Origin of the sequence: Parashewanella tropica (assembly GCF_004358445.1) — a bacterium.
GTDB classification, from domain to species: Bacteria; Pseudomonadota; Gammaproteobacteria; order Enterobacterales; family Shewanellaceae; genus Parashewanella; species Parashewanella tropica.
The window spans coordinates 517,944-539,824 of the sequence record NZ_CP037951.1; the positions used below are offsets into that span (position 1 = coordinate 517,944).

Below are 21,881 nucleotides of genomic sequence, written 5' to 3' on the forward strand. Positions count from 1 at the left end.
AGGCAATCAAATTTACTTTAACAATAAATCCAAATGATCAGCAAAAGGCTCTGGCTTCATAAACCCAGTAACACGATATTCATCGCGGATTTTACCTGTGGTATCGAAGAAGATGAGTGTTGGTAAACCATACACATCATAATTTTCTAAAAGCTCAATATCGTCATCGTCATTTTGGGTTACGTCAGCTTGGATAAGTACCATATTATCCATTCTTTCTTTCACCTTAGTGTTGGCAAATGTGATGTGTTCAAACTCTTTACAAGCCACACACCAGTCGGCGTAAAAGTCCACCATCACGGCTTTATTTTCCGCTTTAGCTTTAGCGAGTTCTTGCTGCAACTCAGTTAAGGTTTTTACTTTAACAAAACCTTTTGATTCCACTTTTGTGGTTTGCTCAGCAACAGGAACACTAAAGCCAAGCTTAAACATCACCGATTGGAAACCGTAGGAGAAGCTGCCCATAAAACACATGGCCAGTAAAACGGCACGAGTGCTGTGCTTCCAGTCGTGCGTGGTTTTTTTGTTTTCATGTAACAGGTAACCCGCTAGGGCGACGCCCCATAGAGCCCAAATTACATCAATCACTACACCAGACCAAATGCGGCTTAGCATCATGATTGCAACGGAAATAAGCAAGAAACCAAATACGGTTTTGATGATGTTCATCCACCCTCCTGCACGAGGTAGTAGTTTACCGCCAGAGGTTCCCATAATGAGAAGCGGCAGTCCCATGCCCATACTAAGAATGTACAGAGCAAAAAAGCCCAGCACTAAATCACCGGTTTGAGCAATATAAATTAACACTCCAGACAAGGGTGCAGAGGTACATGGTGAAGCAACGAGACCTGAAATTGCCCCCATGACGAATACACCAAGGAAGTTTCCACCCTTTTGATTGTTAGAAGCCGCATTCATCTTTTCTTGCCATTTTGATGGCAGTTTCAGGTCATACAAGCCAAACATGGATAAGCTCAGTACAACAAAAAGGAGTGCGATCCCAATCAATACCGCGGGTTGTTGTAATGCAGCTTGGTACTTTAAGCCTGCCGATGCAACAATAAGCCCTAAGATGGAGTAGGTGATGGCCATGCCTTGTACATAAACCATGGATAGCGCAAAACCTTTGGAATACGACAAGCTTTTACCCTGACCGACGATGATCCCAGAAAGGATAGGGTACATAGGGAATACACATGGCGTTAACGCTAAACCAACGCCTAAACCAAAGAATATCAATAAGGTCAGCCACAGGTTATTGTTAGACAGTAATTGGCTCAGGCTGTCTTGCTCACTCACGATTGGTTTTGATTCAGTTTTTGCTGCTGGCTCTGTCGATGTTGCCGAAGGTTCCGAACTTGCCACTGCTGTTATGGGTTTTAAATCAATCGTTCGCGTTGTGGGCGGGTAACATAAGCGACCTTCTGCGCACCCCATAAAGGTTACAGAAAACGTGGCACCTTGTGTTACATTTTTTAGTGGCACGGACAGTTCTAAAAAGTCGGTATAGACTTCTTGGTTGCCAAAGTACTCATCATGGTGCATTTTGCCTTTTGGCAATAGCACAGCTCCCATCTTGGCGCCTTTGATGGAAAACTTGAGCTTATCTTTGTACATGTAGTAGCCATCTGAATCTATGACCCAGTTTAGCTTGAGTTGATCGCCTGTTTGATTCGCTTCTAAATCAAAGGCTTTTTCGACAGGCAATAGCTCAGGTTGAGTATCAAAAATACCCGCTTGAGCCGTAAGGCTATATCCCAATGGGATACTGATTAAAAGAGCAAAAAATGTGTTGATGAGTTTTTTCATGGCTGAGTCGACGTCTTTATCCAGTCCAAGTAAGGTTCTGAACTTTGATCGATCGGTAGAGCGATCAATTCAGGTGTGTCATAAGGGTGATGATTTTCTATCAATTTTTCAAGCTTAGGTATATGTTTTTGCAAACATTTAATGTGCAGTATAACTTCTTGATCTTCACAAACTTCTCCCATCCACAGATAAATTGAGCTAATTTGAGGGTAACATTGCACACATGCTGCTAATTTACTGTTAACCAATAGCTTTGCCAATGTTTTGGCTTGATCGAGATCAGCTACGCTAGTGATCAGTAAGTGTAATTGTTTATCTGTTGGTATCATAAAGAGAACTAAGGGTTATGATGATTGTCGAATAGGTTACACTATGTTTTGTTATTGAACTTGAAATAAGACCGAATAACCCCCATAAATTATTCAATGAATTTTATTTTTTGGAGATCGAATGATTTTTGCTTTACTTGGGATCTTTATCTTACTGCCCATTTTAGAAATTGCCTTGATGATCCATGTCGGTGCTGTGTTAGGTACGTGGAATACTGTGGCTTTGATCATTCTAACTACAATACTTGGTGGTTCCTTGGTACGCAGTCAAGGTATTGAGAACCTAAAGCGCGTTCGCAGTAAACTTGACCATGGTGAGTTACCCGGTTCAGAAATCATTCAAAGTATGATGCTGGCGATTGCTGGAGTAATGTTATTTCTCCCCGGTTTTATTACCGATTTTGTGGGCATTTTATTTTTAACGCCATTTACTCGAAAGCCAATTGCTCGTTTCATGTTATCTAAAATGAAAGTACAAATGGTGAATCGACAAAGTGGCTTTCATTATCAACAAGGGTTTGGTCAAAGTGACTTTAAACAAGATGGTGATGTCTTTGAAGGCGACTTTGAACGTAAAACTGATAAGGTAAAGCCAGATCATCGTTTAGATGATAAAGACGAAAATCATAAGTGATGAACGTTTATTAACTTGTTGAAGCCTGAAATAAAGAGAATACTATTTCTAATTTTTCAGGCTTTTTACTTTTATGGCTTCTAATCAAGTACCTATCCTAACTTCAGCAATAAAATCGCTAAATGACCTTTCTGTTGATTCTCCGCAGATTGGAGATGGGCCACCCGCTTCTATCGTGTTTGATAATGATTTTGTTTATGCAAAGAAGCCAAACATCCCAGCTTTTGAGCGCTTTCACGATCAACCAGAAGACGAATATTGCAGTGACGGTTGTCTCCAATGCACAGGGTGTGTGTTATACACAATCGTAGCATGGCCGATTGTGATCCCTGCGATAGTGTGTGGACTTATAGGTGAATGTGCAGGTGAGAATGATGAAAGTAAGCCTATTTTCAAAACTAAATCAAGACAAGTAATCTCAACTCAGCCCAAGCCTGAATCTAGACCCAAAAATCAAAAGGCAAACGCAAAGAAACAACAACCTAAGGACCCTACACTCTCCAGAACTTGTACACCAGTAACCATTGCAAATAGAACTCCAGTACCTCCTGAGTCGAGACCTATTGCCAATACTCAAAGGGCAAGTGGAGTGAGTTCTTATACTGTAAATTGGGTTGACACCTTGCCCTTTGAACCAAAGAGAGCCAGGACTGCTTATCGCATTAATTAATCTTGCTTAGTGCCATGCAGTAATTTTTCTAGTTCAGAAACTTGAACTTGTAATTGCTCTAATTTTTCACGGGTTTTTAATAATACATGCTGCTGAACTTCGAACTCTTCACGTGACACAAAATCCAATTTCATCAATTGATTCTGTAATACCTGCTTGCTTTTTTGCTCAAATTCGCCTGCAAATTGCTTGATGGGCTCAGGCATAGTTTCAGTCAGTTGTTTTGCGATATCTTCAATTTTTTTAGGATTTAGCATGCTGTTTGTTCTCTCAAAAACGAATGCGTTGATTCTATCAAAAAGATTGGGGTGAACGTTGATATTTAACAAAACATTCGTTTTTTCCTTAATCATCAACATCTGGTAGTGGCTTATGTTGCTGCGCGATATAAGAGTAAATCACGGGTAACACAAATAAAGTAAATAGCGTTCCGATGGCAAGCCCAGCAACAATCACTAAACCAATGTTAAAGCGAGCCGCTGCGCCAGCACCGATGGCATTAAGTAGTGGGATCAAACCCGCGATCATCGCGGCAGTGGTCATTAAAATGGGGCGTAAACGAACCGAGGCGGCATGTTTTATGGCATCTATGCGTGATAAGCCTCTGTCGATTTGCTCTTCCTTCGCCACTTCGCACATCAAGATCCCATGTTTGGTGATCAAACCGACTAGAGTGATCATTCCGACTTGAGAGTAGATATTAAGGGAAGCTAAACCTGATATGTGCGTCCAGTCTAACGCCATCAATGCACCGCTAATAGCAAGAGGCACTGAAATCAAGATCACCAATGGATCGCGAATACTTTCAAATTGACTGGCAAGCACTAAGAAGATGACAGCGATTGCTAGTAAGAAGGTCATGTATAACGCACTGCCTTCGTTAATGTACTGCCTAGCTTCGCCCAAATAACTATGTGTATACCCTTTAGGTAAATCGGTATTGGCAATGTTTTCAATGTAATTAACGGCATCGCCAATGGCAATGCCGGGAGCATTAACCGCGCTGATAGAGATAGAATTCATTTGGTTAAAATGCGGTAAAGACTTCGGAGCCGTTACGACTTTTACGTCGATCAAACTGGAAAGTGGTATCGATCGTCCGTCTGCCGCTTTTACATAGTAATTGGCCAGAGATTCTGGGTTATCCCGCAACTTTCGTTTTACTTGGGGAATGACTTCGTAAGAGCGGCCTGTAAGGTTGACTCGGTTAATATAGCCATCACTCATAAAGGTAGCCAATGTTGAACCAATGTCTTGCATAGTAACGCCATAAGCGCCTGCTAAGTCTCGCTTGATGTGTATTTTCACCGTAGCGGAGTCATATTTTAAATTCATATCTGAATAAACAAACAGTGGGCTTTTTTGTACTTTCTCAAGAATCGATGTTCCAATGGAAAAGAGGTTTTGGAAACTGTTGGCTGAGGTAATAATGAGTTGAATGGGGAGGCCTTCTCCTGCACCGGGTAGTTCTGGCATTTGGAAAGTGGTGACTGCAACGCCAGGAATTTGTTGAACTTGCTTGGTTAAAAGCTGGTTCACTTGCTTTTGGCTCTTATTGCGTTGGCTCCATGGGACGAGAGGAGAAATACCAAAGGCTTGATTTGAACTTGGGACACCAACCATAGTTAACGACTCTTCAGTATCGTCTTGAGCACCTATGATTTTCTCAACCAACGCCATATTCGCTTGTATGTAATCAAGGTTTGCATTTGATGGGGCTGTAGCCATCATCATTACAACACCGTTGTCTTCTTTGGGAGCCAATTCCGTGGGAATTTGTTTAAACATCAAAGGCAGTGATGCCATCACAAGTGCTGCAAATACAAGGATCACTGTGCGTTTTTTCATTACTGCACTGAGGGCGGAATCATATTTGTTGCTGAGCCCAGTTAAAAAGTTTTCAACTCCCTTTTCAAAACGGTTAGGCGTTATGTGTGCTTTAAGCATTTTACTGCACATCATGGGTGACAAGGTTAGCGCTACGATGCCTGAAATAAATACTGCCCCTGCTAATGTCAGCGCGAACTCTTTAAATAAAGAGCCTGTGATCCCACCCATGAGGGCAATAGGTGAATAAACCGCTGCAAGGGTGATGGTCATGGTAATCACTGGCATCGCAATTTCACGAGTACCTATAATTGCGGCTTTAAACGGTGGTTTTCCCATTTTGATATGGCGATCGATATTTTCCACGACCACAATCGCATCATCCACCACCAGACCAATGGCCAATACCATAGCAAGCAGGGTCATCAAGTTGATGGTGAAGCCAAACATACTCATTAGCAGGATCACGCCAATCAGGGACAGAGGAATCGTGACAACAGGTATAACAACGGCTCTAAGCGAGCCCAAGAATAAGCTGATCACGATGATGACAATGAAGGCCGCTTCGGCAATGGTTTGGATCACTTCATGTATTGATTCATTGATGGCTTGAGAAGAATCATATTGAACCTTCATTTTAATGGTTGAAGGTAAGTTAGTTTGTATTTCTGGCATTAACGCCCTGACATCTTTGGCAACAACAATTGGGTTGGCTTTAGGAGTGACGTCAATACCAATGACAACGGCTTCTTTACCATTCACCAAAGCACGGAAAGTATCATGGCTTTTATCTAAGCTCACATTAGCGATGTCTCCAAGACGAATCACTTTGCCTTTTTCGCTGCGGATCACCAATTGTTTCAATTCAGATATCGAAGCCGTTTGAGTATCGGCAGAGCCGTTCATTAGGGTGAAGTAGCTGTTAGTTTGCCCTACAGCGGATTGGAAATTATTGGCTTGTAATACTTGGCGGATATCACTGGCACTCAGTTTAAAGGCTGCCATGCGAGCAGGATCAAGCCATATTCTCATGGCATAAGGTATACCGCCATAAAGGTTAACTTTAGAGATACCTGTAATGGTAAACAATTGTGGTTTTATGACTCGCTCAAGGTAATCGGTTATCTGGCTTGAGTTGAGAATGTCACTGGAGAAAGCAATGTACATCACCGAGGTTGGGGAGCCCGTCGACATATCGACAGTGGGATCTTCCGCTTCTTTTGGTAATTGTGAACGCACCGAGTTCACTTTGGCGAGAATATCCGCTAAAGCACCATTAGGAGAGGTGTTGAGTTTCATTTGTACAGTGATGGTGGAAGTTCCTAATGTACTTGAGGACTTCATATAATCAATATTATCGGCTTGAGCAATTGCTTGTTCTAGTGGTTGAGTGATAAACCCTTGGATCAAGTTAGCATCTGCACCGTAATAACTGGTTGTGACTGTGATGACGGTATTGGTCATTTCAGGGTACTGACGCACTTGCATGCCTTTCAAGGCATTGAAACCTAGCAGTAATAACATCAGGCTGATACATACTGAAAATACGGGTCTGCGAATGAAAATATCGGTAAATTTCATAGCAAACTCCCGTTACAGTTGAGGCATTTTGTTAGGTAAGTCTAAAGCCACATCTGGGGTCACTTTGACTTTGCTGCCTTTACTGAGTCGAACTTGACCTGAAGTTACATAATCGGTACCAGTGGTTAAATCACCTTCAATCAAGGCCAAATTGCCGTGACGCTCAATGACGTTAACAGTAATAGGGAACACACGCTTAATTTCCTTCCCATGCTCTTTAAGATTTTTCACTATGTAGATGGAATTACCGTATAAAGAGAAGTTAATGGCCGTTTGTGGGACAACCCATTGATTGGTCAGTGGCGGTAAAATGATTTCGACATTGGAGAACATACCACTTCGCAGCTGTTCGTCATGGTTGGGAATTTCAGCTTGTACCTGCACTAAACCACTTTGGTAAAAAACCGCAGGCTCAATAGCCGAAATATGTCCTTTAAAAATTCTTTTTGGGAAAGCATCAACTTTAATATTCAACTGCTGTCCAACAGCAATCTTAGGTAATTGGTTCTGGGTAATATTGAAACGGATTTTCATGGTTTTCACGCCTTCAAGCCTTACAATATCAGTACCAGGTTGAATAAACTGACCGATATGAACATCTGTGATACCCACTAGACCGTCAAAGGGTGCACGTATAATTTTTTGAGCAATGGTCGCTCTTAACGCTTGAATATCAGCTTTCATGGCCAGAAAAGTCGCTTTCGCTTTATCTAAATCTTGCTTCGAAACTGAACTGTTTCGGTATAATTTATTTTGTCTATCAAAGTCTGCTTTAGCGGCCGGAAGTTGAGCAAGCTTACTTTTTAAATTTGCCCGTTCAATTTTGTTTTCTAAGGTGATGAGGACTTGGCCTTTTTTGACTCGGCTACCATTGTTAAATTTAATGTGAGTGATCAAGCCTGAAAGTTGATTCGAAACCGTTACCCCTTGCAGTGGTTCAATAAAGCCGATGGCTTTGATTATTGGCTGCCAGCTTGTTGGTTTAGCAGTGGCAACGGTGATCGGCATTGCTGGTTCAGGCATATTAGCTAAGGTCTGCTTTATTTTTCCTTGTACGAAAACATTAAAGCCAATGACGCTGCCAAAAATGACGGCGGTAAGGATTAACATGATGACAAACCACTTTTTCATTTTGCCCTCACAAAGATCTAAAGTATGTTGAATTCTAAAGCATAGTTTAATACCAAGTGATTGATGGTGTTTTCGAAAGCGAGTTTTATTCAGGAGCTGTTAAGAGAATAGAGGCAAACGCAAAGGCATAGTTGGCGATCGTCATTGTGAGCAATCACTAAATCATTAAATCCCTAAAGGCGTCGATATCAAGTTCATATTCAGCTTATATTCAGGAAACTTGTGAGATAAAGATATTATTAGAATATCATTCTGTATATGTTTATGAGTGCCGCATCGAAACCATTAACGCATATTCAAAACCTCTTTAAAAACCTTCAAAGTGGGAGATTCTCTTTTGCTGCGCGTTCGCCACACTCTCAGTCTCCATCAACGGATGCGGAAGGGGACGGAAGCCTTGGTGAGTTTAATCATACTCAATATAAAGCCAATGCCAACTCTGCTCAGTGTGAGGACTCAGCAGCAAGTGCATCACATTTTCATGAGCCCCATAAAACGCCCAGCTTTTCTTGCCGTGAGGCGAAGCCTGTGGCTTCAAAAGCTCAACCCGTTCGAACCGATTGGCTCCTCAAAAGAGTGAGTCAATGCCCTCCTACCAAGGTGGTATCTCATTGCGAAGAGCCGGAATTGTCATTATCTACAATCAAGTTTTTGCATGAGCAGCTTCCAATGGATGATCCCGTTTTCAAACAAATTGCAGCAGGGGATATTGAGGCGTTTGCGACGACACTATTTGATGATGAAGGTGGTGAAGTAGTTAAAAAAATGAGATCACATCATTGGCACATTGGTGTCGAGGATTTAGTTGAGAAATACATTCAAAGATGGTTGACCCACGATGAATTTATCTCAATAAGAAATTGGTCGCACTTCATTTTAGCCGTTGAAAGAGGGCGTAATACCGTACTGGCAAACCAAGTCAAACAGTATTTAGCACTATGTTCACAGCCCATGGCTGAAGTTAGAACTCAGGTTGATGCCGCTAAGCCCGCTTCGTGTTATCAAGGAAAATTGGCGGAAAAGATCAATTTGTTAAGTTTAATGAGAGAGAGAAGTTCGACAACTTACCGATTGTATGTTCAGTTAACAATATTAAGTGATGAGCAATTGTTCAGTTTCGGAGAAGAGTTATTTCCAGAAAATGGAGACTTGATGGTTCAAGAGGCATTAATTCAATGCCAAAAAGATAGAGGTGACGGTAAAGATATTTTTAAGGAACTTTTTTTATCTTGGATAAAAGATGATATATCGGAAGATAAATCATGGGGGCGTTTTTTAGATATTGTTGAAAGCTTCATACACAAAGAGCGGCATACATTTGGGGAAAACAAAGCTGTCAAGATGTTGGGGTATTGCGCTGTAATCAAAGCAGAAAAAAGTGGTGTTGTTAGCCCTAAGTCCAAACTCTCACCTATTGTTGTTACTGCGAAAATGTCTCCTCCAAAGGTGTTTTATGTTGGAGAATTGGAAAAAGCACTGACCATAATGTGTCTTAAGGGAGCAAGAGGAGAGGCCAGCGGTAGCTTATACGATTGGTTGTGTGGGTTGAATGTAGAACAGCTAAAAAGTTTGGGCGAAGAACTGTTTTCAGAGCATGGAGAGGAAAACATTGAAGTTATTGTAGCCTCTCACAGGCGTAGACAGGAAAAAAGGGAAAATGTAGTCGATGACATTTTTAAGCTATGGATAAATAATGAGTGTTCTGAAGATAAATCTTGGGGAAAATGTTTAGATATTATCGAGGGGTTTATAGAAAAAGAAAAACGAAGACACGGGCTTGAGCAACAAGAAGCGACAGAAATGCTTGATCACTGCAAAACAATTAAAATGCGCTATGGGGGAAGTGATGCAGACAAAGCTCGCAAGCGATTTAGTTGGTACCAAGCTCATAAGCCCATGTTGGATAGTAAGCCGACAATGGACGAAATTATTGGTTTCCCCTATGCAGAAGAAACACTCATAGATGGAGACTTCAATTTTGTCGACTTGTTTGCGCAATTCCCTATTTCAGAACTAGAGCAGCTGTGCAATGAGCTTACTGGAAGTTGTGCTGCTATGACAGCTTTTCAGGCAAAATCGGAAAAAGATGCGGTATGTTTTGTAACAGAACTTATTCAGCTATGGCTAGATAACACGCCTTCGGCGAGTTGGAAGCAGCTGTTTGATATATTTGATGAGTGTCGCCCTAAAATTGGTTCTCCCATTCTAACAGGGGGACTGTGCATGAAAATTCATCAGGCTCGATATTCTTTAACGACGAACAGCAAGCCTTAAAGTAGGACAAAAGTATACTCTGTAAACTCAATTTAACCTGACTACAAATACGTAGTTCAGCTTATATACAGCAACTTTATGTCATAACTCTTATTTATTGGTATGACGTTCTAAAAGCAAACTGGTTTAAGTGTGAAAGGTGACATATGGCAAGCTCATTAAGCCCTACTGCATTGTTAAATAGAGTATTCCCTTTTTTACCTTGGAAGGTTTCACGGGGCCATGGCAACAGAAACCCTCTTGTTAATCTACCTCAAAGTCAAGGTGGTGCGGTGTCACCGAATAATGGACAAGTGGTGCCGCTGGGAAATAATTCGTATTGTGTCCTTCCAAGTTCTGCACAAACTTCTGATCCACAGCCAGTTGTTATATTGGTTCAACACGATACACGAGATGTAACATGTCCACAGACTGAAGGCCAAGCAATGCCCCACTATGCATGGGAGCAAATGCCTTCGCCAGTACCTCCTATCGTTAATCAAGAGACGGATGCAAATCATCCGCTATATGGAGCTACATCTAGACACCATGAAGTAAATTCCCCTCGAAAAGAATTTACTATGCCTTCTGTGGAACGTGAGAATCTTCAAGTGGACAGGTTCCCTGTTGAGCCGCCTCATGACGTTAGAGGTAGCGTTGTAGCGGATATTCCAGCCAGATACCCTGAACTCACCTTACACACAATCAAATATATCCATGAGCAATTACCCGATGCTAAGCATCCTCTCCCAGCAGCCGCTGTTTATCGGGATGAATCAGGTTTTGCCATGACATTGTTAGAGGACGACAATGCTGAGTTAATGAACAAGATCAAACGACACTATCATTACTTAAAACCTGAAGAAATCGGAGAACAGTACATCGAAAGATGGCTCACTGATGAACGCTTTATTCACACTCGAAATTGGCCACATTTTATTTGGGCGCTTAAACGAGGAGGGCAAGCTCAAATCGCTCATCAATTAGAAGAGTATCTACAACAATTTGCTCAGCCAAGTCTCTCAAATTGGGTCGAGCACCCTAAAAAACAAACCAGAGTCAGTGATTCTGAAGCGTTAACTGAGGCCGTTACCGTTTTGGATGTATCGAATAGGGATAACAAAAATGAATATTGTTTGTTCTTAACCTTAGAGTCACTACCGAAGAAAGCATTGGAGCAGTTTGGTAAAATGCTGTTTATGGAGAGTGGTGCTCTTGAAATGGCCATTGTTTTGAAAGATTGTGCAAGTATGCATAGCGAGCCTCTATCCATCATGAAAGCGACGATACGGACATGGTTAGCGGATGAAAAGGGAGATGACAAATCTTGGGGTCAGTTTCTTGATATTGTAGAACGTTTTGTTAAAGAGCAGCGCTCCCTAATTGGGGAGAGGGCTGCTAAAAAATTACAGGACTATTACGAGAGGATCAGAGAAATAAGAGGTGAACCTTTAGTAAGACCCTCAGCCCCTACTTGGGAAGACATACACAACCCTTTCCCAACAGAAGAGGTTACACAGGATGAACAAATACACGATTTACATCCAAAAATACAAGAGACCTTTGAGTTCGTTGAAGATCAACAAGAAGTCAAAGGTGACTGGGGGACACTAGTTGAAGTGCAAGCAAAAGGGGGAGTAGGACCAAGCACTCCAATATCAATAGAAGTATTAGAAGAGTTTGGAGTTATTGATGCTCTGTCAGAATTTGATGCTGAATCATTGAACATCTTCTTTGAGAGTTTAAATACCGTCGGCTTTCAATGCCCTAAAAAACCATTTAAAGAAGATACCCCTGAGTATCGATACCCATATGTGAGAGAGCAGCTCAATCGTTGGTTAATCGGTTTTCCAATTTCTGGTAATAAAGAGCGAACATGGAAAAATATTTTGTTTAGCTTGACAGTGAGTCGTTCTCATCAAGGCTTTGGGAGAGGAGCTGGGAACGCGTATTTTGCATCTATTCTTGATAAATGCCTGAGTAAAGCGGGTAAAGTATTAAGCTAAATTGCCTATATTCGTCACGTCGTTAGCATCAAGTGTTTGTACATTGATACTAAGAAAACCGTAGCGAGTAGCACTATAAATACGCTAGGATCTACGTTTTAGCTTGGTAGATTGCAATCAATGAAACTCAACCCTGGTCAAAATGAAGCGGTACACTATGTCTCTGGCCCATGCCTGGTTTTGGCTGGAGCAGGAAGTGGTAAGACTAGGGTGATCATTAATAAGATTGCTTATTTACTTGAAAAGTGTGGTTACCGAGCCAGAAATATCGCTGCAGTTACCTTTACCAACAAAGCGGCACGTGAGATGAAAGAGCGTGTGGCGCAATCGATTGGAAAACAACTCTCTCGTGGCCTGTGGATCTCCACATTTCATACCCTTGGGCTGGAAATCATTAAAAAAGAATACAAAACACTGGGTCTAAAAGCGGGATTCTCGTTGTTTGATGATCAAGATACTTTGGCTTTACTAAAAGAACTCACTGAAAAAGAACTTCAAGAAGATAAGGATTTACTTCGCGCATTAGCGTCCGCCATTTCTAATTGGAAAGGCAATTTGATGATCCCTGAACACGCCATCAAAACGGCCAAGGGTGAACAACAGCAATTGTTTGCGTTGCTATATAAGCGTTATGCCCAACACATGAAAGCCTACAATGCCCTTGATTTTGATGACTTGATTTTACTGCCGACGTTATTATTAAGACACAATGAAGTCGCACGTGAACGCTGGCAGCTTAGGTTTCAATATTTGCTGGTGGATGAATACCAAGATACCAACTCAAGCCAATATGAATTGGTGAAGCTACTGGTGGGTGAGCGCGCGCGCTTTACTGTTGTTGGAGATGACGATCAGTCTATCTACTCTTGGCGTGGGGCAAAACCGCAAAACCTTGTGCTACTCGGTAAAGATTTCCCGCAGCTTAAACTCATTAAGCTTGAGCAAAACTATCGCTCAAGCCAGCGTATTCTAAAAGCGGCCAATATTCTGATCGCCAATAATGACCACGTTTATGAAAAATCCTTGTTTAGTGAACTGGCCTACGGTGAGCCTCTGAGGGTGGTCATGGCGGGCAATGAAGAACAAGAAGCTGAGCGAGTTGTTGCTGAAATTGTTCGCCATAAATTTGTGGGCAAAACCCGCTATGGGGAATATGCCATTTTGTATCGTGGTAACCATCAGTCGCGATTATTAGAACGAGCATTAATGACCAACCGTATTCCCTATAAGCTGAGTGGTGGTACCTCGTTTTTCGCTAGGGCTGAAATCAAAGACATCATGGCGTATCTCCGTTTAGTGGTGAATCCAGATGATGACAATGCTTTTTTACGGGTAGTTAACCTACCTAAGCGTGGGATAGGACCAGCCACATTAGAGCATTTGGGAAATTTTGCGAATCAAAGACACATTTCTTTATTCAGTGCTATTTTTGAGCCTGAGTTGAACCATGAATTGAGCCCTGCAGCTTGTAAATCGCTTTATGAGTTTGGTCGATTTATTGTTGATACAGGAGAAATTGCTAAGCGAGGTGAGGGCATAGATGCCATCAAACAGCTGATCCGAAATATCAATTACGAAGATTATCTTTACGAAAACAGTACCAGCCCTAAGGCTGCTGAAATGCGAATGAAGAACATTTCTGAGCTGTATCGTTGGGTGACTGAAATGCTCAATGGCGATGACTTAGACGAGCCTATGACCTTGCCAGAAGTGGTCACTCGACTCACGTTGCGTGACATGATGGAGCGCAACAGTGAAGAAGAAGCTGGCGATCAAGTGCAGTTAATGACTTTGCATGCGTCAAAGGGTTTGGAGTTTCCTTATGTGTTTATGGTGGGCATGGAAGAAGGATTGCTTCCACATCAAACCAGTATTGATGAAGACAATGTCGAGGAAGAAAGACGCTTAGCCTACGTGGGGATCACTCGTGCCCAGAAAGAATTGTGGTTTGTGATTTGTCGAGAACGTCGACAGTTCGGAGAAACCATGCGCACAGAGCCGAGTCGCTTTTTAATGGAATTACCACAAGATGATGTGAAATGGGAAAACCAGAAACCATTGCAAAGTGAACAGCAGCGTCAGCAAACAGGGAAAGCAAATATCTCAAATTTGAGAAATATGCTTAAAGGGTAAAATATTGTTAGCAGCCACCTAATGCGGTGGCTGATAGATTTCGTAGCGCCCACGCCCTTTAGCTTTGGCTTGATACATGGCATGGTCGGCTGAGCGTAATAAGTTTTCTGTTTCTTGAATCTCTTGAGAGCTGATAGCAATGCCTATGCTGGCACTGGAATAAAACTTTTTACCACTTAATTTATATGGGTTAGATAGCAGCTGTAAGATACGGTCGGCAATTTCTATTGCATCTTGTGGTGATTGTATGCTGTCTAGCAACACCACAAATTCATCCCCACCTAATCGACCTAGAGTGTCGTTTTGTCGGATACACATTTTTAAGCGATCGCTGGTTTCAATCAAAAACCGATCGCCCTCAATATGTCCTAGCGTATCATTGACCCGTTTGAATTTGTCGAGATCAATAAACATCAATGCAAAGACTCGCTCTGGGTGGCGATTAATTTGGCTGATCGCTTGTTCAAGTCTTTCCATAAACATGGCTCTATTGGGGAGGCCTGTGAGAGGATCATGGTTAGCATCATAAATAAGTTGCAATTCCATTTTGCGACGGAGGGTGATTTCTTTTTTGAGCTCTTTATTGGCTTTTGCTAATTCACAAGTCCGCCTTTTTACTTCACGCTCAAGGTTTTGATAGTTTTGCTGCATGATCCCTTTAGCGCGCTTACGTTCAATCGCGATGGCAATCTGTTGCGCCACAAAATTGAGCAGTTCTAAATTAGACTCGTGGTATTTTATATCAGGGTTGGAATGGTATACCGCAAGCACACCATTGATGTGTTCCTCTATATACAACGGGGCAGCCATCCACTGCGAGCACTCATCTACAGCTCTAGGAAACTTTAGTTGTTGGTAAATAAGTTTTTTGTCGATGAGTTGATAGAGGTCATTACTGTTGAGCAAGAGAGGTTTTTTATGTTTCATCAAGTATTCAGTCAGCCCATCTAAAAAAGGGCGTTCACTCGGTATATCTTGATTATGAGTATGATCATGAGCATAAAATGGAAAGAATAAGGTATTATTTTCTTTATCATATAGCGAGATATAGCAATGCCCATCTCCTAAGAACTCTTTTAAAATCTCGCTGAGCCTTTGGTAGAAATCATCGTCATCCAGATCATCATGGCAAAGATTGGCAATTTCAAATAAGGTTTTGTGTAACTTTTCAGCTTGGATTCGTTCGGCGATTTCTTGCTTGAGTTCGTCGTGAGTATGGATCAATTCATTGGTACGTATAGTAATGGCTTGTTCCATGCTGTGCTGATGTTCAATACGCTCAGATACCCCTGCAATGTGCTGACAAATAAACTTCATCAGTTCGATGTCATTATTACTGTAGCTCACATCCTCGTGGTAGCTTTGTACGACTAAAGTGCCCAGAACTTGCTCTCCACTTATAATAGGTGTACCAAGCCAAACATGGGCGATTGGACCAACCAGCTCGATTTCTTTTTGCTCAAGTAATTCCTGAAATTTGTTTTTATCACACAATAGCGTTTCTCCGGTTCTAATTACATAACCGGTTAAACCAGCTCTAAGGAGCTCTGATAAATTGCTTTGGTTTATTTTTTCTTTAGTCGGTTCGTGCTCATCAATGAAGAAAATGAGCTCAATATCATGGGTTAAAGGGCAGAGAGTCGCGACATAAAAGTTATCAGCAGCAATCACTTTTTTTAGGAGTTGATGGACGCCTTTATAGAAGTCTTTTAATGAGGATGTGCGCTCAGCGAGGTTGGAGATCTCAATTAAGACATCACGAGCAATTTTTGCTTGTTTATAAGTTTGTAAGACACCCTTAAGCCGCCGAATTCTATTTTGAAGACGGTCGTTAAGGTTTTCATTGTTGAGCTTTAGGGGATCAATAACGTCAAATTCCATTTTATACGTCAGCTCCAGTCATATTATCTTTTTCTTATATAATATCTAGAATTAACATGAATAAACTTAACTGCCAAGATAATTTTTAATCATCTTATGTATAATTATTGAGTTAAATTGCTAAAAGATGACCAATTGATTAAAAATATGAAACTAGTGCTAGACAGCGGCATCGGTTATCCCTAGTATATGCCGCGCTAACCGAATTGAGCGCCCATAGCTCAGTTGGATAGAGCGCACCCCTCCGGAGGGTGAGGCCGAGGGTTCGAATCCTTCTGGGCGCACCATTTGGAATTAAGCGGTATCCAAATATTCTGTTAGCAAATGTAAATGTGGTGATTGTAGCTCAGTTGGTAGAGCCCCGGATTGTGATTCCGGTTGTCGTGGGTTCAAGTCCCATCAGTCACCCCACTTCTCGGTGATTAGCGCAGCCCGGTAGCGCATCTGCTTTGGGAGCAGAGGGTCAGAGGTTCGAATCCTCTATCACCGACCACATTCTCTAAAGTTGAATTTTCAGCTTACCCCAATTTCGGTGATTAGCGCAGCCCGGTAGCGCATCTGCTTTGGGAGCAGAGGGTCAGAGGTTCGAATCCTCTATCACCGACCACTTATCTTTGTATAAGATGCAAAAAAGCCCCGTCGATTACGGGGCTTTGTTGTATCTGAAGTATTAATTAACCTGAGCTCAGGTTAATTAATAAACTAACCAAATACCTTCTTCGTTTTCTACTTTTTTCGCACCTTGTTTGAGATAGAGCTTTTCTTGAAGTTGACGTCGCTCTCTCTCTTGTGGTGATCCAAACTCAGTGAGCACTCGGCCTCTTATGGATTTTAATGAAGTGATTTCTTTTTTAAATTTCTTTAGTTGGCTTATCACGTCGAGCATAGCACCACGGATCCCCTCTGGTTTACTCTTACTTTCAATTTCGCAAATGGTCATGACATGATCTTCGACTCGATATATTAGACGCCAATGCTCGGTTTCCCATCTTTTACCATATTCGAACTGGCTTTCACCAAAGTAGGCAGGTTGAACAACAATACCTTGTTGCTGGAGGTGGTAGGTGACTTCATCCATGTGTAACTCCTTAATATGCAAAAACCTAGCAGTAGTGAAAATAAATCCCTACTGCTAGGTTGTGATTATTTCACCATTAATGCGTTTTCTAAACTACGGTGTAACTGGGTAAGTTCAGTTAGTGTAGACACCATATCGGTTGAAGTTCTACGGGCTCTTTCCATGGTCTCACCAAACTTTTTAATATAAGTATTGGCGTTGGTTTCATCAAATGAACCTAAGAGTTTGGCGTTTTCACTTAACTGAGTCATATAAGCGTTGGTTGCTGAACCACCACCTTCAGTCATTCGTCCTAAACCTTGACCAAAAATGCCTAGTGCCTCACTGCCTTTAAAAGCACCACCGGCACCAAACCCGACACTGAACATACCACCTGCGATACTGGCAGCTCCAGAGATCACCATACCAATCATGGCGTCTTGGATCCCTTCACGTTTTTTCGCTAGCGAAGCAAGCTGGATATCCCACGCGAGTTTTTCCTGTACAACGTTAAAATCCTGTAAGATATTACGCAGTTTTTTGAATAAGTCGGCGAGTTTAATCATCAACTGGTTAATTTCTTCAATGGCTGCGGCACCACTCATACTGGCACTTCCATCAAGCGAACCTGAATCGTAACCATCATCAATTTTCTCATTCAGTAAATCGTTAAGATCTTTTTCATCTTGATGCTTTGGATCTTTCACTGGAGTGAATTGTGATGATAGATTGCTAAATGACTTATTGATCTTGTTCATATGATGATCAATGCCTTTCAATCCATGATCTAAATGATCTAAATTTTGATGAGCATCGTCAAAGGAATGCGTTGGCATATCACTTTTGACTCCTGCGCTTCCTGATACTTGTGAAACTCCTGACATAATGATTACCTCTCTTATCCTGCTATTGAGCTGGCAATGCGAGCTCGGATTGTACCTGTTTGGCTGATGACGTCAGTGCCTCCTTGTACCGCGGTGCCTGCTTTTGAAATCAGATCTTTTGCTGACTTGGTTTCATCTTGCTTTGTTCTGTCATACCAATCACTGGTAAATTCAAGGAAGTCTTGTTCGAGAATAAGCTCTTCAATGGCTTTTTCAGTGACTGCACGTACTTCAGCAATGGTGCCTTGAGTGATTTGTTGTCCACCAGATACTGCGCCTCGACCCATATCTAGGGCAAGGTTGGTGGAGATTTTTACACAGCCTTTCATAAGCCTTTGTGTCGCTTTTTTACTGGCTAACTTGGCCATATCTTTGACTGTATCTTCGGTGATTTCCCCCCCTTCTTTGGCCGCTTGTTTAGCGGTTTCTTCAATGGCTTCTTGTACCACTTTTTGGGTCATCTCTTTAATGGCTTCCTTACCAAACTCTTTCGAAACACGCTTAAACATGCGCCTGGTAAGTTTTATCGCAATTTTGCGGCCAAGAGTGGCACCTTCTTCCGTGCCTTTTTCTGAAGCTACCTCAGCCGCCTTTGATGAAATTTTGGTGACAATACTGTCACCAACATCTGAAGCGACTTGCTCTGCGATATCTTTTGATAGCTGCTCAACAGCTTCTTTTGCTGCGAGTTTTTCGAGTTCAACCATACCTTCTGCACCTGCATCTATAGAGGCCGCAGCAGTGGTTTCGGCAAGATCTGTGGTGGTTTTTATCGCAACATCTGCGGCAATTTTAACGCCTTCTTCAACGGCAGAGGCAGCGCCTCTTGCGGCTTTAAAGGCAAGGCCAGCACCAAATATGTCGGTACACATGCCAGCGATTTCGCAACCGAGTTGAACATAACCCGCTATCTTAGCGACTTCTTCTTCGGTTTTTTTATCGCCAACACCTGCAAGCTCACAGGTTTCTGCGGCAGCTTTTACTAGACCGGCAGCTCCAGCGGCAAGATAGGTAGCACCACTGAGTACTTCGACATAGGCTTCGGCATCGGCACCAAAACTACAAATAGCAGAGGCAACACCTTCAACAATTTTTATGATGCCGTAGATGGCTTCTGCGGCACTGATGATCCAGTCAAAGATAGCAGTAAAAATACCAGCTTTTCTCGCCTTAGCCTGTTGATCTGCCCGATCCTTCATTTGTTGTTGATACTTTTTCACTTTTTGATCATTCAAATAAGCTTGGGTATCTGTCATGATTTTTTGGGCTTTTAACTTAGCTTGAGCCGTATCACTAAAGGTTGAAATACTCAGGTTTGTAGCTAATAACACCATGGCTTGCATGTTGGCTTTTTCTAAGTCTGCAATTGATGGTGGGACGTTGCCATCAAATTTAGCCAATACTTGTTTGAGGGCCTTATCTGCTTCTCTTCGTGAAATAAGACCATTACGTTTATCAATTTCATCGGCTAAGTTATAAGCATTTGCGCTTTGGTGTGCGATTTGGTCAAAAGTAGGTAACTTGGCATGATGAACACTTTGGCTGCCATGTGAACCATCCAATAGTGATGGGTCTATCATAGGTTGATGAATACTGGTATCGCCAACTCGATTAAGATCCGACATGATTATTCTCCTTAGCTAGTTGCTCAAGCGCAAACTGGGCGTTGGCTTCAAGTTCGGCAAATTGTGGGCGTCCTTCACTCCAGCGTATTGAAGCGTTGAAGCTCTTTTCAGCGAATTCGTAGTTTTTGCAGGCTAAATAACTTTGTCCAGCTTGGAAGGCGGGCATAGGGTTATCCACTTGAATCATTCCAGCACGTCCAAAGAGGTATATTGCTTCGTGGTGTTCACCTAAGTGTTGATAAACTTGAGCAAGATTGAAGCAGTAGTCATAGTTCCATGAGTCGATACGGAACAAGAGGTATAAAATCCGCTTTGCACCTTCATAATCACGGCAGCCTACAAGTTGCAAACTGTATTGATATAAAGTACCTAGCTCTTCGTCGTCCACATCGGCCAGCATTTTTAAAGTGCCACCTTGTTCGATAAAGTTTTGTAAAACATCAAACTCTTCGTGTTCCATTTAGATTCTCCTTGGGAGCCAGTATGCTGATGAATCAATTCACAACATTGTTTGTAGCAATTAGCTTGTAGCGAGAAGCCTATAGCGCGGATTTAATTATGGTTATGACATCGTTTTAAGAGTTAGGTGAGCGCAGGTTATTGGAGTATTTATCGTATTTAGTCTTTTAGTATAGACACTAAATCCGATTTATTGCTTAAGTCTTCAAAACGACAAATCAAACCTTGTGTAATACAAAGCATAAGAGATCTATCAATGATTGATATCGAAAAATAAGGAAGGGAAAATGTAACTGGTCTGATGAGTGTGGTTTTTTGTTGTATTGTCTAGGGTGAATACCTTAGATGACGATGTTTTTATGATTTACCTCGCCATATTTTTGCAACAATTTTGTCATATAATCCCTTTTTCGAATGGTGTTTACTTTTGTAGGAAACGTGTCGGTGGTCATTTCAGTTTTTAAACAGTTCTTTCTGTTAGGGTGGGTGTGCTTTGGGGGACCTGCGGCTCATATTGGATATTTTCGACGCCGCTTTGTAGACGAATTGCAATGGTTAGATGCCGATCGTTTTGCTCATATATTGGCTTTGTGTCAATTTCTTCCTGGCCCTGCTTCTAGTCAATTAGGCTTCGGCATTGGTTATCAAAAAGCGGGACTGATAGGAGCAATTGCTGCTTTTGTTGGGTTTACCTTACCTTCATTTTTTATTATGTATGGTTTGGCTTTATTGCTCAAAATGGAATATTGGTCAACTTCACCTTGGATAATGAGCATAATATCTGCTTTAAAATTGCTTGCTGTGGTGGTGGTGGCTGATGCGGTGTTGTCGATGGCGAAGAGCTTTTGTCAATCTGCCGTTCATAAAGTTTATGCGATTGCAGCTGCTGCGGTATTAGTCTTGGTGCCCTCGGTTGGTATACAAGTGGGCTTGCTTCTTATCGCGGCGGTCATAGGCTTTTGGCAATCTCGAGATGCGAAGTTTGAACAAAATGTTGAAATTAGCTTTGTACCATTAGTTATTCTCATAGGCGTATTATCAGTTCTACTATTACTTTCGGGCTCGGTTTACGGCGATACCCTTAAGCAGTTTTATTTATCGGGGACGTTAGTCTTTGGTGGTGGCCATGTGGTGTTACCGTTATTGCAAAATGGGCTTAGCAGTTATGTTGAACCACAAACTTTTTTAAGTGGTTATGGATTTGCGCAAATGATCCCCGGCCCTATGTTTACCCTGTCGAGTTTTTTAGGGGCATCCATTTGGCAAGGTAGTGCTTTCATAGGCGCATTGTTGGCCACTTTGTTTATTTTTGCCCCGGGCTTTTTAATGATGCTTGCTATGATCAACGGCTGGTTTGCTTTAGCGCAGAATCAAAAAATAAAAGCCATTGTTGGCACTGTTAATGCCTGTGTTGTAGGCATTTTAATGGCGGCTTGGATTAACCCTGTTTTCACATCTGCGGTAGAAGATTTCAGTGATGTACTTATTGCACTCTTTGGCTTTGGTTTATTACGCTTTGCCAAGTTGAATGTGTTTTGGGTTGGTCTTTGTATTATTACAAGCAATTTAGTTTTGTCATTAATATAAACGTAAAATCGGAAG

16 protein-coding genes and 4 tRNA genes are annotated in these 21,881 nt (G+C 41.8%); 10 read left to right on the forward strand and 10 right to left on the reverse strand.

Annotated features, from left to right (window positions below; all coding sequences use genetic code 11):
- Nucleotides 1–12 precede the first annotated feature (12 nt).
- Nucleotides 13–1,809 (reverse strand): protein-disulfide reductase DsbD, encoded by a 1,797-nt coding sequence (locus tag E2H97_RS02185; RefSeq protein ID WP_133405610.1) that lies wholly within the window; start codon nucleotides 1,807–1,809, stop codon nucleotides 13–15.
- Nucleotides 1,806–2,138, reverse strand: a complete 333-nt coding sequence (gene cutA / locus E2H97_RS02190) for a divalent-cation tolerance protein CutA (RefSeq protein ID WP_133405611.1) — start codon at nucleotides 2,136–2,138, stop codon at nucleotides 1,806–1,808. The genes E2H97_RS02185 and cutA overlap by 4 nt, the downstream gene beginning before the upstream one ends.
- Before the next feature lie 121 nt (nucleotides 2,139–2,259).
- On the opposite strand from cutA, the gene E2H97_RS02195 reads away from it, so the two are divergent.
- Together E2H97_RS02195 and E2H97_RS02200 are read left to right on the forward strand one after the other, a co-directional pair.
- A complete protein-coding gene (locus E2H97_RS02195) occupies nucleotides 2,260–2,772 on the forward strand; it encodes an FxsA family protein (protein WP_133405612.1) in 513 nt (170 codons plus the stop codon).
- Nucleotides 2,773–2,845: 73 nt separating this feature from the next.
- Nucleotides 2,846–3,442 carry a hypothetical protein gene (locus E2H97_RS02200; protein WP_133405613.1) on the forward strand — a complete coding sequence of 199 codons (597 nt, stop codon included), beginning with the start codon at nucleotides 2,846–2,848 and terminating at the stop codon, nucleotides 3,440–3,442.
- Here the strand turns inward: E2H97_RS02200 and ubiK are convergent.
- The 3 genes from ubiK to E2H97_RS02215 form a co-directional block, all read right to left on the reverse strand.
- Nucleotides 3,439–3,699, reverse strand: coding sequence for a ubiquinone biosynthesis accessory factor UbiK (ubiK, locus tag E2H97_RS02205; protein ID WP_133405614.1), 261 nt, complete (start codon nucleotides 3,697–3,699; stop codon nucleotides 3,439–3,441). The two genes, E2H97_RS02200 and ubiK, sit on opposite strands and share 4 nt — an antisense overlap.
- Before the next feature lie 88 nt (nucleotides 3,700–3,787).
- Nucleotides 3,788–6,850: a multidrug efflux RND transporter permease subunit gene (locus tag E2H97_RS02210; protein WP_133405615.1), complete on the reverse strand. Its 3,063-nt coding sequence runs from the start codon at nucleotides 6,848–6,850 to the stop codon at nucleotides 3,788–3,790.
- A gap of 12 nt (nucleotides 6,851–6,862) precedes the next feature.
- On the reverse strand, nucleotides 6,863–7,981 hold the full coding sequence (locus E2H97_RS02215) for an efflux RND transporter periplasmic adaptor subunit (protein WP_133405616.1): 1,119 nt from the start codon (nucleotides 7,979–7,981) through the stop codon (nucleotides 6,863–6,865).
- 264 nt (nucleotides 7,982–8,245) lie between these two features.
- Between E2H97_RS02215 and E2H97_RS02220 the strand changes: the two genes are divergently transcribed.
- The 3 genes from E2H97_RS02220 (at nucleotide 8,246) to rep (ending at nucleotide 14,373) form a co-directional block, all read left to right on the forward strand.
- Nucleotides 8,246–10,255: a hypothetical protein gene (locus tag E2H97_RS02220; RefSeq protein WP_133405617.1), complete on the forward strand. Its 2,010-nt coding sequence runs from the start codon at nucleotides 8,246–8,248 to the stop codon at nucleotides 10,253–10,255.
- Nucleotides 10,256–10,401: 146 nt separating this feature from the next.
- Complete coding sequence (locus E2H97_RS02225) at nucleotides 10,402–12,240, forward strand: hypothetical protein (protein WP_133405618.1); 1,839 nt, start codon at nucleotides 10,402–10,404, stop codon at nucleotides 12,238–12,240.
- A gap of 120 nt (nucleotides 12,241–12,360) precedes the next feature.
- Nucleotides 12,361–14,373, forward strand: a complete 2,013-nt coding sequence (rep, locus tag E2H97_RS02230) for a DNA helicase Rep (RefSeq protein ID WP_133405619.1) — start codon at nucleotides 12,361–12,363, stop codon at nucleotides 14,371–14,373.
- An 18-nt stretch (nucleotides 14,374–14,391) separates the two neighbouring features.
- Here rep and E2H97_RS02235 read toward each other — a convergent pair whose 3' ends face one another.
- Nucleotides 14,392–16,254, reverse strand: a complete 1,863-nt coding sequence (locus tag E2H97_RS02235; protein ID WP_133405620.1) for a sensor domain-containing diguanylate cyclase — start codon at nucleotides 16,252–16,254, stop codon at nucleotides 14,392–14,394.
- Between the two features lie 210 nt (nucleotides 16,255–16,464).
- On the opposite strand from E2H97_RS02235, the gene E2H97_RS02240 reads away from it, so the two are divergent.
- The 4 genes from E2H97_RS02240 to E2H97_RS02255 all read left to right on the forward strand — a co-directional run bounded on the left by E2H97_RS02240 (nucleotide 16,465) and on the right by E2H97_RS02255 (nucleotide 16,861).
- Nucleotides 16,465–16,541, forward strand: a tRNA-Arg gene (locus tag E2H97_RS02240).
- 48 nt (nucleotides 16,542–16,589) lie between these two features.
- Nucleotides 16,590–16,665 (forward strand) — tRNA-His (locus tag E2H97_RS02245).
- 5 nt (nucleotides 16,666–16,670) lie between these two features.
- Nucleotides 16,671–16,747, forward strand: a tRNA-Pro gene (locus E2H97_RS02250).
- A 37-nt stretch (nucleotides 16,748–16,784) separates the two neighbouring features.
- Nucleotides 16,785–16,861 (forward strand) — tRNA-Pro (locus E2H97_RS02255).
- A gap of 87 nt (nucleotides 16,862–16,948) precedes the next feature.
- Here E2H97_RS02255 and sseE read toward each other — a convergent pair.
- From sseE to E2H97_RS02275, 4 genes are all read right to left on the reverse strand, one after another.
- Nucleotides 16,949–17,332, reverse strand: a complete 384-nt coding sequence (gene sseE, locus E2H97_RS02260; RefSeq protein WP_133405621.1) for a type III secretion system effector protein SseE — start codon at nucleotides 17,330–17,332, stop codon at nucleotides 16,949–16,951.
- A gap of 65 nt (nucleotides 17,333–17,397) precedes the next feature.
- A complete protein-coding gene (sseD, locus tag E2H97_RS02265) occupies nucleotides 17,398–18,195 on the reverse strand; it encodes a type III secretion system translocon protein SseD (RefSeq protein WP_133405622.1) in 798 nt (265 codons plus the stop codon).
- 14 nt (nucleotides 18,196–18,209) lie between these two features.
- Nucleotides 18,210–19,820, reverse strand: coding sequence for a type III secretion system translocon subunit SseC family protein (gene sctE / locus E2H97_RS02270; RefSeq protein ID WP_133405623.1), 1,611 nt, complete (start codon nucleotides 19,818–19,820; stop codon nucleotides 18,210–18,212).
- On the reverse strand, nucleotides 19,807–20,280 hold the full coding sequence (locus tag E2H97_RS02275; RefSeq protein ID WP_133405624.1) for a SycD/LcrH family type III secretion system chaperone: 474 nt from the start codon (nucleotides 20,278–20,280) through the stop codon (nucleotides 19,807–19,809). Before E2H97_RS02275 ends, sctE begins: the two co-directional genes overlap by 14 nt.
- Nucleotides 20,281–20,723: 443 nt before the next feature.
- On the opposite strand from E2H97_RS02275, the gene chrA reads away from it, so the two are divergent.
- On the forward strand, nucleotides 20,724–21,866 hold the full coding sequence (gene chrA, locus E2H97_RS02280; RefSeq protein WP_218938231.1) for a chromate efflux transporter: 1,143 nt from the start codon (nucleotides 20,724–20,726) through the stop codon (nucleotides 21,864–21,866).
- Nucleotides 21,867–21,881: the final 15 nt, after the last annotated feature.

Coding starts and splice junctions, on each gene's coding strand:
- E2H97_RS02185 (WP_133405610.1), bottom strand. CDS start 1,809: ATGAAAAAACTCATCAACACATTTTTTGCTCTTTTAATCAGTATCCCA.
- cutA (WP_133405611.1), bottom strand. CDS start 2,138: ATGATACCAACAGATAAACAATTACACTTACTGATCACTAGCGTAGCT.
- E2H97_RS02195 (WP_133405612.1), top strand. CDS start 2,260: ATGATTTTTGCTTTACTTGGGATCTTTATCTTACTGCCCATTTTAGAA.
- E2H97_RS02200 (WP_133405613.1), top strand. CDS start 2,846: ATGGCTTCTAATCAAGTACCTATCCTAACTTCAGCAATAAAATCGCTA.
- ubiK (WP_133405614.1), bottom strand. CDS start 3,699: ATGCTAAATCCTAAAAAAATTGAAGATATCGCAAAACAACTGACTGAA.
- E2H97_RS02210 (WP_133405615.1), bottom strand. CDS start 6,850: ATGAAATTTACCGATATTTTCATTCGCAGACCCGTATTTTCAGTATGT.
- E2H97_RS02215 (WP_133405616.1), bottom strand. CDS start 7,981: ATGAAAAAGTGGTTTGTCATCATGTTAATCCTTACCGCCGTCATTTTT.
- E2H97_RS02220 (WP_133405617.1), top strand. CDS start 8,246: ATGAGTGCCGCATCGAAACCATTAACGCATATTCAAAACCTCTTTAAA.
- E2H97_RS02225 (WP_133405618.1), top strand. CDS start 10,402: ATGGCAAGCTCATTAAGCCCTACTGCATTGTTAAATAGAGTATTCCCT.
- rep (WP_133405619.1), top strand. CDS start 12,361: ATGAAACTCAACCCTGGTCAAAATGAAGCGGTACACTATGTCTCTGGC.
- E2H97_RS02235 (WP_133405620.1), bottom strand. CDS start 16,254: ATGGAATTTGACGTTATTGATCCCCTAAAGCTCAACAATGAAAACCTT.
- sseE (WP_133405621.1), bottom strand. CDS start 17,332: ATGGATGAAGTCACCTACCACCTCCAGCAACAAGGTATTGTTGTTCAA.
- sseD (WP_133405622.1), bottom strand. CDS start 18,195: ATGTCAGGAGTTTCACAAGTATCAGGAAGCGCAGGAGTCAAAAGTGAT.
- sctE (WP_133405623.1), bottom strand. CDS start 19,820: ATGTCGGATCTTAATCGAGTTGGCGATACCAGTATTCATCAACCTATG.
- E2H97_RS02275 (WP_133405624.1), bottom strand. CDS start 20,280: ATGGAACACGAAGAGTTTGATGTTTTACAAAACTTTATCGAACAAGGT.